Raw genomic sequence first — 12,244 nt, forward strand, 5'->3', positions numbered from 1 at the left:
CTGCCTGGGGAATGGAGACGGGGACGGCCCGGCCGCGACGTGGGGGCACGTCCGGCCGGGCCGTGTCGCGTGCAATGCGTCGCATTGCGCGGAAAAAGCAGCGCTAGAAGCCGGGCATCTCGGCAAAAAGTTTCACAGACAGCGGCACGGCCAGCAAATCCGGGGCAGCGGCCTTAAAGCCATTTAAATGCGGCGTGTCGAGGTGGGCGGCCAGCAGTTCCTTGGTGGCCCATTCCTCGACCAGGACAAATTCGCCGGGGCGCTGGGTGGACTCGTAGAGGTCGTAAGCGATGTAGCCGGGATCTTTCTGGGTGGGGGCGATAAGCGCGGTGACCGCGGTTTTAAGCGCCGCCTCCTGGCCGGGTTTGGCCACGAATTTGGCCACGACGTGCACGGTACCTTCAGCCATGGGATGATCCTCCTTGGTGGATTGGCTCCAATGATTGTCCAGGGCTAGGCGCTTTTGGCCGGCGGGTCAACGACTCGCGGCCTAGAACAGGAAATCCGTGGACAGGAAATTGGACCGGCGAAACTGCACGATGTTCGCCAGTAATTCCTTGTTTTGGGACGAGCCTTTGGCCGCGACCAGAGTGCGGATGGAAAAAGCCCGTAAGGCGTCGGATACCGACAAGGTGCCTTCGGCCGAATCCTTGCGCCCGGTAAATGGAAAGGTGTCCGGCCCGCGCTGGCACTGGCTGTTGAGGTTGACCCGGCACACTTGGTTGACCATGGGGTCAATGAGGGCGGCCACGGCTTCGGGATCGGTCCCGAAGATGCTCATCTGCTGTCCGTATGGCGAGGCCGTAACTGCTTTGGCCGCCGTGTCCACCGCCGTAAAGGAGGCCACCGGCACCACCGGACCGAATTGCTCCTCGTCATGAAGCCGCATCCCCGGGGTCACCCCGGCAACCAGGGCCGGGTAGACCAGGGTGCGTTCGGTCGTGCCGCCAAGTGGATTGGCCACCCAGGCCCCCCTGCCCGTCGCCTCGGCCACCATGGCCGACAGGGCGGCCGGTTTCCCCGGCACAGGCAGGGGCGTAATGCGGACGTTTTCCAGCCAGGGCAGGCCCATGGGCAGAGCGGCAATGCCTTCGCCGACCCGGGCGAGAAATTCCTCCAGACGGGTGGCGTGGACGTAAAAGAGTTTGAGCGCCGTGCACCGCTGCCCGTTAAAGGAGAGCGCCCCGGCCACGGCTTCGGCCGCCGTCAGTTCCATGTCGGCGCACGGCAAAACAATACCCACGTTTTTGGCGTCCAGGCCCAGGACGCAACGCAGCCGGTGGGGGGCGGGATGCTGCCGGCGCAGGGCATCGGCCGCCTGGCTCGATCCGATAAAGGCCAGGACGCTGATCTTGCCCGAGGCCAGGGCCGGAATGGCCACTTGCCGGCCGCCGAAAAGGATGTTGATCACACCCGGCGGAAACGAGGCGGCAAACGCTTCGAGCAACGGGGCGTAGAGCAGTTTCCCGATACGCGGCGTTTTGACGATGACCGGATTGCCCATGATCAGGGCCGGAATGAGCGTCGTAAAGGTCTCGTTGAGCGGATAGTTGTAAGGCCCCATGCACAGCACCGGCCCCAGGGGGGCGCGGCGGGTCTGGGCGTAGATGCCTGCTTCGATGACAAACCGCGAGGAAGCCCGGTCCAAATCTTTAAGCGCTTCCACTGTCGCCCGCACATAGTCCACCGTGCGGTCGAACTCGGCCCGGCAATCGGGCAGCGGTTTGCAGATTTCCCAGGCCATAAGACGCACCACCGTGTCGCGTACGGCAACCATGCGTCGGACAAAGGCCTCGACATGGTCGATGCGCCGGGCCACGCTCATGGTGGGCCAAGCGCCCCGACCGTCATCCCAGGCAGCGCTGACGGCGTCCACGGCGGCCAGGGACTGGGCCTCGGTCAATTCCGGACAGGCCCCAAGGACCGTCGGCTCGTTGCCGCTGTAGATGGGGGAGGTCACGGTCTGCATGGGACCGGACCAGGTGAGCAGTTCGCCGCCGATCAGATAGCGGCGCTCTCGAAGCGGGGACAGGGTGCACTCGGGCGGCACGGCCCCGGCATCCGGGGAAAAGCCCTGTGGCACGAGGAGTTGCGACATGAAACCTCCCTGCTCCGGCCCGTTATGCGGCCGGACGCATTATGTCTTATCTGACATAGTGAACGACTCGGCCGGCATGTCAAGTCTGTAACGCGTCCCCGTCTTGGCGCGAAAGTATTGACCGGCCCGGCTTTCCACCGTATTTTCCAATTCTTCATATGTTTGACGTAAGGCGGCCAGATGACCAGCACCGGTCGTGAGGACGAGACCCGAATGCGGCTGCTGGACGCCGCCGGCGAGATTTTTTCCTGCAAAGGGTTTCACGCCGCCACCGTCCGCGAGATAACGAAGGTCGCCAAGGCCAACGTCGCCGCTATCCATTACCATTTCGGCAGCAAGGACAGGCTCTATCAGGCCGTCCTTGAACACGCCCACCTGGAAGCCCTGCGCCGCTTTCCCCCGACCATGGGGCTTACCGGCGAAGCCCCGGCTGCGGACCGCCTTTTCGCCTACGTGCGCGCCCTGCTCCTGCGTTTGGCCGACAAGAGCCGCCATGCCTGGCTTTTTCGCCTCATGGCCCGGGAGATGGCCGAACCCTCGCCCCATCTGGCCGCCGTGGTCGAGCGCTGTCTGGCCCCGGCCAACGCGATCCTTCGCGGCATCGTGGCCGAACTGCTCGGCCCCGGGGCCGACGCCCTGACGGTTGCCCGCTGCGCCCAGAGCGTGGTCGGGCAGTGCCGCCATTTTTCCATCGACCGGCCGGTGCTCTCCCGGCTGCATCCCGGCTGCGATCCGGGCCAGGGCGGCATCGACGCCGTGGCGGCCCATGTGACCCGTTTTTCCCTGGCCGCCCTGGCCCGGTACGAGGCTTGCCCCTTTACCCCCCCCAACTTGCTCCCGCTGGCAGGAGACTCCTTTTGAACCGCAGCTTTCCCCTTCGCGCCGTCATTACGGCGCTTTTGTTTTTTCTGGCGGCCTGCAGCGGCAACGGCGAACCCAAAAAGGCCAGCCGCGAGGCCCGGCCGGTGCCGGTTGTGGCCGTGCCGGCCAAAGCAGCCGACGTCCCGGTGGTGGTCAAGGCCGTGGGCAATGTGGAACCCATGGCCACCGTCGCCGTCAAACCGCAGGTGGGCGGGGCCATCCTCAACCAGCTCGTCCACGATGGGGCCAAAGTGGCCAAGGGCGAGATGCTCTTTCGCATCGACCCCAGGCCGTTTGATCTGGCCATCCGGGAGTCCCAGGCCAAACTCGAACGGGACAAAGCGCTTTTGACCAAGGCCGAAGAAGACCTCAAACGCTACGTGACGCTCAAAGCCAAAGACGTGGTGGCCCAGGAACAGTACGACCAGACCTTTGCCGCCGCCAAAACCCTTGAAGGCACCATCAAGCTCAATCAGGCCACCCTCGACCGGGCCAAGCTCGATCTGGAATACGCCGACGTGCGCGCCCCCATCGCCGGGCAGGTCGGGGCCGTGCTCCTGACCGCCGGCAACGTGGTCAAGGCCAACGAGGCCACGGCCTGCATCATCAATCAGATAAGCCCGGTCTTTATCGCCTTCTCCATTCCCGAACGCTATCTGCCGGCAGTCATGGCCCGCCAGAAAAAAGGCCCGCTGGCCATCACCGCCGCAGCCCCCGGTGATGTCCTGGACGACCCGGTCAAGGCCATGATCGCTTCGGTGGACAACGCCGTGGATGCCAAAACCGGCACAATCCGCTTAAAAGCCCTGGCGGAAAACGCCGACGCGCGCCTGTGGCCCGGCCAGTTCGTGCGGGTCGGGCTGACCATTGCCACCCTGGAAAACGCCGTGACCATCCCCACCCAGGCGGTGCTGGACGGCGTGACCGGTCCCTATGTTTATGTCCTTGGCAAAGACGGCAAGGCCGAGGCCCGAAAGATCACCCCCGGCCCCATCGTCGAGGCCGAAACCGTGGTGGAAAAAGGGCTGGCTGCTGGCGAAATGGTGGTCACCGACGGGCAGGTGCGGCTGGCCCCGGGCGTTGCGGCCGAAATCAAGAGCACGGCCGCAGCTCCGGCCAAGCCAACCGAAGCCAAGCCGACCGAAGCCAAACCCGCTGACACCAAACCGAGCGAAGCCAAGCCTGCTGGCGAAGGGGCCAAGCAGTGAATCCGGCCGCCATCTTTATCAGCCGGCCGATCATGACCACCCTGGTCATGTCCGCCATTTTGATTTTCGGCATCATGGCCTACACCCGGCTGCCGGTTTCCGATCTGCCCAACGTCGATTTCCCCACCATCGAGGTGCGCGTCTCCCTGCCCGGGGCCAGCCCCGAAACCATGGCCGCTGCCGTGGCCAACCCGCTGGAAAAGCAGTTCTCCACCATCGCGGGCCTGGATTCCATGACCTCGGTCAACACCATCGGTTCCACCCGCGTCACCCTGCAATTCAACTTAAACCGCAACATCGACGCCGCCGCCCTGGACGTGCAGTCGGCCATGACCACGGCCGGCAAGGATCTGCCCGACGATCTGCCCTCGCCGCCGTCGTTTCGCAAGGTCAACCCGGCCGATTCGCCCATCCTTTTCCTGGCCATCTCCTCGGATGTCATGCGCCTGTCCGACGTCAACGAATACGCCGAAAACATGATGGCCCAGCGCATCTCCATGGTGCCGGGCGTGGCCCAGGTGTCGGTGTACGGCTCGAAAAAATACGCCGTGCGCATCCAGCTCGATCCCGAAGCCATGGCGGCCAAGGGCATTGGCGTGGACGAGGCGGCCGAGGCGGTCAAGCGCGGCAACGTCAACCTGCCCGTGGGCACGGTGTCCGGCCCGGCCCGGGAATACACCGTGCGCTCCAGCGGCAAGCTTTTAAACGCCGAATCCTATCGCCCGCTTATCGTGGCCTGGAGAAACGGCTCCCCGGTGCGGCTGGCCGAAATCGCGGCCGTCACCGACTCGGTGGAGGAAACGCGGCGGTTTAACTGGTTTAGCGGCACCCCGGGCATGGTCCTGGCCGTGCAGCGCCAGCCCGGGGCCAACACCGTGGAAGTGGTGGATGCCATAAAGGGCCTTATGCCCAATTTCCAGGCCCAACTGCCGGCCTCGGTGTCGCTCAAAGTCCTCTACGACCGCTCCACCTCCATCCGCGAATCCGTGGCCGACGTGAAGTTCACCCTGGTGCTCACCGTCTGTCTGGTGGTCCTGGTCATCTTCCTTTTTTTGCGCAACATCCCGGCCACCATCATCCCGAGTCTGGCCCTGCCCATGTCCGTGGTCGGCACCTTTGCCGTCATGTATCAGATCGGTTTCAGCCTGGACAACATCTCGCTTATGGCGCTCACGCTCTCGGTGGGGTTTGTCGTTGACGACGCCATCGTCATGCTCGAAAATATCGTGCGCCACATGGAAATGGGCAAATCGCCCCTGGCCGCCGCCATGGAAGGCTCCAAGGAAATCAGCTTCACCATCGTTTCCATGACCATTTCCCTGGCCGCCGTCTTTTTGCCGGTCTTTTTCATGGGCGGCGTGGTGGGCCGGCTGTTCCACGAATTCGCCGTCACCATCATGGTCTCGATTCTCATTTCCGGCTTCGTCTCCATTTCGCTCACCCCCATGCTGTGCAATCTGGTGCTGACCTCCCATGCGGGCCAGCGCCACGGCCGGATGTATAACGCCATCGAGCAGGGCTTTAACGGCCTGCGCGACCTCTACGACGTCACCCTGCGCTTCGTGCTGCGCCACCACGCCCCCACCATGCTCTTTTCGCTGCTGCTGCTGGGTGTTACGGTGTGGCTTTTCGGGGCCATCCCCAAAGGGTTTCTGCCCAGCGAAGACACCGGCCAGCTCTCGGTGACCACCGAGGCCGAGGAAGGCGTGGCCTTTGCCGTCATGAGCGAACGCCAGCAACGGCTCAACGCCATCCTGCAAAAAGACCCGGACGTGGCCGAGTTTATGTCCGTGGTCGGGCCGGGCGGTCCCAACAACACCTCCAATAACGGCCGCCTCATGCTGTCGCTCAAGCCCTTGCACGAGCGCAAGGCCAGCGCCGACGAAGTCCTCCAGCGCCTGCGCGGCGAGCTGGGCCAGGTGCCGGGACTGCGTTCCTATCTGCAAAACCCGCCGCCCATCCGCATCGGCGGCCGGTCCTCCAAGGGCCAGTATCAGTTCACCTTGCAGGCCACCAACACCGACGAACTCTTTGCCGCAGCCAGCGCCTTTGAGGAGAAACTGCGCCACCTGGACGGCATCCAGGATGTCACCAGCGATTTGCAGCTTAAAAACCCGGAGCTGCGCATCGACATCGACCGCGACAAAGCCTCGGCCCTGGGCGTTTCGGCCTATCAGATCGAAAACGCCCTGGCCACGTCCTACGGCAACCGCCAGGTCTCGACCATGTACGCGCCCAATGACACCTATCAGGTCATCATGGAGTTGGCCCCGGACTATCAGGCCAACCCCGAAGCCCTGTCCATGCTCTACGTGAACTCGTCGGGCGGCCAGCTCGTGCCGCTCGATACGCTGATCACCCGGGCCGTCACCGTCGGGCCGCTGTCCATCAACCATTCCGGCCAGTCGCCCTCGGTCACCATCTCGTTTAACCTGCGCCCCGGGGCGTCGCTTGGCACGGTGGTGGATGCCATCGAAAAAGAGGCCCACAGTGAGCTGCCGGCCTCGATCTTTACGAGCTTTCAGGGCGAGGCCCAGGCCTTCCAGAGTTCGCTCACCGGCCTGTCGGTGTTGCTCGGCATGGCCGTGCTCGTCATCTATCTGGTCCTTGGCATCCTCTACGAGAGCTTTATCCATCCGTTGACCATTCTCTCGGGGTTGCCTTCGGCCGGCGTCGGGGCCTTGGCGACGCTGATGCTTTTTGGCATGGACCTCAATATCTACGGCTTTGTCGGCATCATCATGCTCATTGGAATCGTCAAGAAAAACGCCATCATGATGATCGACTTCGCCCTGGAGGCCCAGCGCGGGCAAAACCTTGCCGCCCGGGACGCCATCTACCAAGGGGCGCTGGTGCGCTTTCGCCCCATCATGATGACCACCATGGCGGCGCTGATGGGCACGTTGCCCATTGCCCTGGGCTTTGGGGCCGGGGCCGCAGCCCGCCGCCCGCTGGGGCTGTGCGTGGTGGGCGGGTTGGTTGTCTCGCAGTTGCTCACGCTCTATTTCACGCCCGTCTATTACATCTATCTGGATGCGTTGCAGGAGTGGTTCAAAAGACGCCTGGGCCGCAAAAAAGCCCAGGGTCGGGTGGCGACCCCGGTCGACGCCGCCTCATAAGCGGCCGCTCGTGTGGCGTTCACAAAAAACATGTATGTTTTTTTGTGAATAGACATAATAAATTCAGCGTGTTAATGTCCGAAAAACCATAACAGCAATTGCCGAACGCGACACGGGCGGGCTGGATGGCGACGGGACGAGGCCGGAATCGATCTTCCCAACCATTGCAAGGGGATGGGGTGCGGCTGACGCGCCCAATGGCACCAATGGTGTCCTGCGGCGGATGTTTGGGCGCATGACGCACGACCAGCGGCTTGGCCCGCATCGGCTTTTTCATGGAATTGTATAGCGCTCTTGCCCTGGGGCTCCTCGTTGCGGCCGCCCTTGGGTTGGTGGGTGTAAACAGTCGGCGGCGCCGCAACCGGGCCGCAATGGCGGCGGCGGACCGCGTGAACCGGCCGGCCCAGGCGGCCGGCCCGACATCCCGGGGGAGCCAGAGCGTTTCCCCATCAGCGCCACCCCCCCGGCCCGGCGAGGCCGAAGCCGTGCTGGAACGCCTGGGGGCCGGCCTGGAACGGCTCTACAGCGAACCCGACGCGGCCGGGGAAACCGGCCGGCTGTTTACCACCCACGGGCCGGCACTCCCGCCCCAGGTGGCCAAGGCCGCCCAGGGCGTGGGCGGCGACGCCACAGCCGGGACACTCATTGCCCGCCTCAGCGATCCCCAGATCAACCTGACCGTGGTGGCCGGGATGATCGCCGCCAATCCGCTGCTCTCCGGCAATGTCCTTAAAATCGCCAACAGTCCGTTTTTCGGCCTGCGCGCCGCCATCGCCGACGTGGGGCAAGCCATCGGCATCATTGGCCTTGGCAATGTGCGCACCCTGCTTTTCACCGAACTGCTGGAAAACGCCGCCGCCCAGAGCGGCCTGGACAAAACGGCCCGCACGGCCTTGTGGGGCCATATGGCCAAGACAGCGGTGCTGGCCCGGCGCATCGCCCCGGCCATTGCCGGCCTGGACCCCGGGGTGGCCTACACCGCCGGTCTGCTCCACGACATTGGCCTGCTGGCCCTGCCCGCCCTGCCGGTCGGTCAAGCGCCTGTCGATGTCTGGAATCCGGCCGGCGAAACAGCCGCCTACGGCACCCATCACGGAACGGCCGGGGCAGCGGTTTGCACCGGCTTCGCCCTGCCGGCGCATCTGGTCCAGGCGGTCGGCCTGCACCATGCCCCGGCCTTTGCCGAGATGGAGGATCTGGAAGCCGAAACCACCGGCATCCGTCTGGCCCTGGCCGTGGGGCTGGCCGACGCCCTGACCCAGGTCCTGGACGGCCGCGATCCGGCCACCATCCTGCCCCTGCGCCATTCCTACCGGTTCCTGGTCAACGAGCCGATCCTGGCCGAGGTGCTGGCTGATCCGGCCCTGCTGGGCGAAGTGTCCCGGACCATGGCCCTTTTGGCCGCGACCCGGGGGTAGGACGTGTGTGAAGAGAAGGCAGAAGCCAGAAGGCAGAAGAGGCCTCCGGCGGCCAAAGGGCTGAGCCCTTTGGAATCCCACTTGAAGGCAAGGGGTTAAGGGGGGACGGCGCGGCTGCGATGGTGGGTGGGATCAAAATGCTCTTCCGTCGGGCGGGCAACGCTTGACGGGAACCACTGTTGCTCCACCGGCCGCGACGCCGGGGCGCAAAAAAGCGCGACCGGCCAAGCCGGTCGCGCCGTGTCGGCAAAACTGGGACTCAGGGCAGGCTACTTGAGGGCTTGCGGCAGGGTGACAACCCACAGTTCGGTCTTTTCACCCGAAGGGACGATGGCAAACGTGGTCGGGACAGGCTTGCCGTCGTAGCCGGCCTGCCCGTCCGGGGCCAGGGTGTAGTCGGTGGGATCGGTCACCGGCTTGCCGTCCTTGTCAGTGGCCGGGTTGACCACCGTGCCGGCCAGGCCGAAATCGTTGTCCGAGGCAACGACGAGCGTCTTGCCATCGGGAAGCAGGGCCAGCCCTTCGGCCTTTTCCGCTTTCCAGCCCAGATCGCGCAGATCAAACAGCCGGGTCTTGGCCGCCGGCACAACACCAAGGGCCTCCAAAGCGGCCAGATCGGCCAGGGTTTCCAGGGGCTGGCCGTCCGGGGCGGTCTTGCCGGAAAGGTCCGTGGCCTTGGTCAGATCCACGGTGTAGACGACGTTGCGCATAACCTTGTCCGCGCCTTTGGCCTGCTCCACGGTGACGAACTTGCCCGGGGCAATGGCCGTCAGGTCGCCGAGTTTGGCATCGCCGCTTTTCTTATAAACTGCCACATCGTGGGGATAGGCGAACATGCGGGTGGCCCCTGTGGCCGGATCAAGCTCCAGGAGACGCAGGAACGGCGCTTTGGAGGCCTTGACCTTGCCGTCCACGTCCAGGATCGACTGCATGGCGGCATAGACCTTGCCGTCCGGGGCCACAGCCACGCCCTCAAAGCCCCGGTTGGGCTGGCGCTTGGCCAGGATGTCAGGCAGCCCCTGGCCCGGGGCGTATTTTTTGAGGATCTTGCCGGTGGCCGCTTCCACTTTGACCAAAAACGGGCCGTATTCGTCGCACAGCCACAGATTGCCGTCTGTGGGGTCCACGGCAATGCCTTCGGGGTCCAGGCCGTTTGCATCGGTGGGAAGGACTGCCAGATCAGACCCCAGACCGGTTTCGCCGGTGGAGCCGACGGCCCCGGCCGGCAGGGGGCGGCCGGAAACGGGCGTGCCGTCGGTATTGGACAGGGGGGTGACGGCAAGGACTTCCACCACGTCGCCCTTTAAACGCAGCTTGGCCAGGGACGGGACATAGTTCGGGGCCGGGAAGAATTTGGCGGCAACGGCCTTGGCCCCGGGAGCGGGCAGAAAACCCGGACCATCGGCGTTGGGTCCCCGGTCGCCCACGGCGTAGAGCAGAAGCGATCCGTCGGCGTCGCGGCCGGCATAGGCCACGCCGGAACCGAGTCCCAGAGGAAAGCCGTCGGGAAAAGCGGCGGCCAAAGCGGCCGGCGCCGGGATGTTGGCGGATTTGGGGGCTTCAATGACGTACTTTTTGACCGTCGGGGCCTCGGCCGCCGACGCCGGGGCGGCAGCCAGGAAAACGGCCAGGGCGGCCGGAGCGAAACGTCTGGTCATGCGATTACTCCTTGCAGTTTGTGCAGGCTTCTCGCATGGCCGGGTGACGCCCCGGTTATGGCGGCGTCACGGAAGCGTCACGGGCAGCAGGCTCGCACCCAGGCCCGGGGCAAGCAGGCCGGCCAGGGCGGCGCACAGGCCGGTAAGCGCCATGAGCGAACCGAAAAAGGCCGCCGCCAGCAGCAGCTTATGGCGCAGGGCATTTTCCTGGGGCATGATAAAGCCCAGACAGGCCAGGGTGAGCAAAAGGCCCGAGCCGTAGAGTCCCAGCGCCACGGACAGGATCGTAGTCAGCTCTCCGGCCAGGGGCATAAGCCCGAGCCCAAGCCAGACCAGGACCGGCAAAGACAGGACATGGCCCACAAATCCGACTCGGGCCGACAGGCGCATGGTGAAATTATAATAGTCGCGGCCAAAGTCGTCCCGGTCGCGCCGCCACACCAGCCACGCGCCGGTAAACGTCCCGGCCAGACCGATGGACAACAGCAGCCCCAGAACCAGCATGGGCCAGTAGATCGAATTGCCGGGCGGCAGCGGGAAGGCCAGCCCGACCTCCGGGGGCAGGCCCAGGGCCATCGGCCGGGCCGCCGCCAGTCCGATGGCGAAAGCCAGCCAGAGCAGCAGCGTGGCGCAAAGGCCGATGAGGCCGTGCAGGGACTTTTGGGTTTTCAGGCGCTGCCACGAGCCGCGATAGGTCAAAAAGGCCGCCACGCCGGCCAGAATCGACCCGGCCACAGCGGCCAAAGGCAACGGCAGGCCCAGATAGTACGGCGCTTTGGCCGGAGCCAAAAAGGCCAGGCCGGCAAGTGCCGCCGCCAGGACCAAAAACGCCCACAAACCGCCAAGCAGGGCAAAGGTGGCTGCCTGCTGGCCGAACTTGTCAATAAAGATTTTGAGCCGTTTGACTTTGCTTAAGCCCAAAAGCGACGTGAGCAGGGGGATGCCGGCCCCGGCCAGGGCCAGACCCAGGTGCACGGCAAATAAAACCATGGCCGTCCAGAAGACGGCGGCGCGGACAGCCTCGGGCATGGGGAGCGTTCTCCTTTCGGCCAGTTGATTCGGTAGGGGTGTCGCGGCACGACGCCGTTGCCTGCGAAACCAGCGTTGCAGTTGGCTTTTGCCCTAATTTGCCAGGGGATGCAACAGAACCGGCAGGACACGGCCGGGTGTTGCAAGAATCGTCTTGCGAAAAGCGGCCCTGTGCCGTAATTGCTGGTGGAACGTGAAAGGATTGGCAACCTTACAAGCGACACAGCCATGACACGCCCAAAACTGGCTTTGGGGGCTTTGGCCCTTGGCCTGACCGGCCTGCTTGCCGCCTGCGGGCCGGGCAATACGCTTGCCGTGGGCAAGGGCAGCGAGGATTTTCGCTTAAAAACCGTGGAAGCCAATCTGCAAAAAGTCCAGGAAGACATCAAAACCCTGGCCAACCACCAACAGCAAAATGACGGCCGGCTGGTCGAAGTGCATAAAAAACTGGCCGAACTCGTCTCAACCCTGGAAGCCCAAGGCGTCAAAGTGCCGGCGGGTGCCTCCAAGGGCAGCGCGCTCGGCGTGGGTTTTGCCAATCCCGAAGCCGCTGTCGCCCCGGCGGCACCAGCCGCCACACCGGCCGCACCAGCCGTAGCCGCACCCTCCCCAGGGGACAACCGCGAGGCCGGCCCAACGCCGCCGGCCGCTGCCCCGACCGGACGCGTGACCGGCCCCGCGCCCGGGATGCCGGGCGGCCTGCCGCCGGCCCCCATGCCCCACGGGGCAGCCAGACTGTCCCAGCCCCCGGCAGCCGAACCCCGCTCCCGCCAGCCCATGGGCCGGGTCGGGCCGGCCGAAAGCCCGGTTCCGGCCACCCCCGAGGCCGTCATTGCCGCCGACCGCAAGGAAG

9 protein-coding genes and 1 pseudogene are annotated in these 12,244 nt (G+C 64.9%); 5 read left to right on the forward strand and 5 right to left on the reverse strand.

Translation table 11 applies throughout. The annotated features are described in order from the left end of the window. Nucleotides 1-103: 103 nt before the first annotated feature. Both GTA51_RS13465 and GTA51_RS13470 read right to left on the reverse strand, forming a co-directional pair. Nucleotides 104-409 carry a putative quinol monooxygenase gene (locus GTA51_RS13465; RefSeq protein ID WP_160961870.1) on the reverse strand — a complete coding sequence of 102 codons (306 nt, stop codon included), beginning with the start codon at nt 407-409 and terminating at the stop codon, nt 104-106. An 81-nt stretch (nt 410-490) separates the two neighbouring features. Continuing rightward, a complete protein-coding gene (locus tag GTA51_RS13470; RefSeq protein WP_160961872.1) occupies nt 491-2,098 on the reverse strand; it encodes an aldehyde dehydrogenase family protein in 1,608 nt (535 codons plus the stop codon). Nucleotides 2,099-2,278: 180 nt separating this feature from the next. Between GTA51_RS13470 and GTA51_RS13475 the strand changes: the two genes are divergently transcribed. From GTA51_RS13475 to GTA51_RS13485, 3 genes are read left to right on the forward strand one after another with little or no spacing between them, the layout of a single operon-like run. Next, nucleotides 2,279-2,959, forward strand: coding sequence for a CerR family C-terminal domain-containing protein (locus GTA51_RS13475; protein ID WP_160961874.1), 681 nt, complete (start codon nt 2,279-2,281; stop codon nt 2,957-2,959). Then, entirely contained in the window at nt 2,956-4,167 is a 1,212-nt protein-coding gene (locus GTA51_RS13480) for an efflux RND transporter periplasmic adaptor subunit (protein ID WP_160961876.1), read from the forward strand. Before GTA51_RS13475 ends, GTA51_RS13480 begins: the two co-directional genes overlap by 4 nt. Beyond that, nucleotides 4,164-7,286: an efflux RND transporter permease subunit gene (locus tag GTA51_RS13485; RefSeq protein ID WP_160961878.1), complete on the forward strand. Its 3,123-nt coding sequence runs from the start codon at nt 4,164-4,166 to the stop codon at nt 7,284-7,286. Before GTA51_RS13480 ends, GTA51_RS13485 begins: the two co-directional genes overlap by 4 nt. 19 nt (nt 7,287-7,305) lie before the next feature. Here the strand turns inward: GTA51_RS13485 and GTA51_RS13490 are convergent, their stop codons facing one another. Continuing rightward, the gene (locus GTA51_RS13490) at nt 7,306-7,563 is read right to left on the reverse strand and encodes a hypothetical protein (RefSeq protein WP_160961880.1); all 258 of its coding nucleotides are present in this window, start codon (nt 7,561-7,563) and stop codon (nt 7,306-7,308) included. Here GTA51_RS13490 and GTA51_RS13495 point away from each other — a divergent pair. Next, a complete protein-coding gene (locus GTA51_RS13495; protein ID WP_160961881.1) occupies nt 7,562-8,704 on the forward strand; it encodes an HDOD domain-containing protein in 1,143 nt (380 codons plus the stop codon). The genes GTA51_RS13490 and GTA51_RS13495 overlap by 2 nt on opposite strands. Before the next feature lie 269 nt (nt 8,705-8,973). Here the strand turns inward: GTA51_RS13495 and GTA51_RS13500 are convergent, their stop codons facing one another. After that, nucleotides 8,974-10,362 (reverse strand): esterase-like activity of phytase family protein, encoded by a 1,389-nt coding sequence (locus GTA51_RS13500; RefSeq protein WP_160961883.1) that lies wholly within the window; start codon nt 10,360-10,362, stop codon nt 8,974-8,976. Nucleotides 10,363-10,428: 66 nt separating this feature from the next. Next, entirely contained in the window at nt 10,429-11,391 is a 963-nt protein-coding gene (locus GTA51_RS13505; RefSeq protein WP_160961885.1) for a hypothetical protein, read from the reverse strand. 228 nt (nt 11,392-11,619) lie between these two features. On the opposite strand from GTA51_RS13505, the pseudogene GTA51_RS13510 reads away from it, so the two are divergent. Beyond that, nucleotides 11,620-12,244 (forward strand): annotated as a pseudogene (locus GTA51_RS13510) (tol-pal system protein YbgF); the annotation flags it as partial.

The organism is Solidesulfovibrio aerotolerans, assembly GCF_009856865.1.
GTDB classification, from domain to species: Bacteria; Desulfobacterota; Desulfovibrionia; order Desulfovibrionales; family Desulfovibrionaceae; genus Solidesulfovibrio; species Solidesulfovibrio aerotolerans.

Bases quoted from the DNA above. Each gene is read 5' to 3' on its own strand.
- GTA51_RS13470 (WP_160961872.1), bottom strand. From the start codon at position 2,098: ATGTCGCAACTCCTCGTGCCACAGGGCTTTTCCCCGGATGCCGGGGCC.
- GTA51_RS13475 (WP_160961874.1), top strand. From the start codon at position 2,279: ATGACCAGCACCGGTCGTGAGGACGAGACCCGAATGCGGCTGCTGGAC.
- GTA51_RS13505 (WP_160961885.1), bottom strand. From the start codon at position 11,391: ATGCCCGAGGCTGTCCGCGCCGCCGTCTTCTGGACGGCCATGGTTTTA.
- GTA51_RS13500 (WP_160961883.1), bottom strand. From the start codon at position 10,362: ATGACCAGACGTTTCGCTCCGGCCGCCCTGGCCGTTTTCCTGGCTGCC.
- GTA51_RS13495 (WP_160961881.1), top strand. From the start codon at position 7,562: ATGGAATTGTATAGCGCTCTTGCCCTGGGGCTCCTCGTTGCGGCCGCC.
- GTA51_RS13490 (WP_160961880.1), bottom strand. From the start codon at position 7,563: ATGAAAAAGCCGATGCGGGCCAAGCCGCTGGTCGTGCGTCATGCGCCC.
- GTA51_RS13465 (WP_160961870.1), bottom strand. From the start codon at position 409: ATGGCTGAAGGTACCGTGCACGTCGTGGCCAAATTCGTGGCCAAACCC.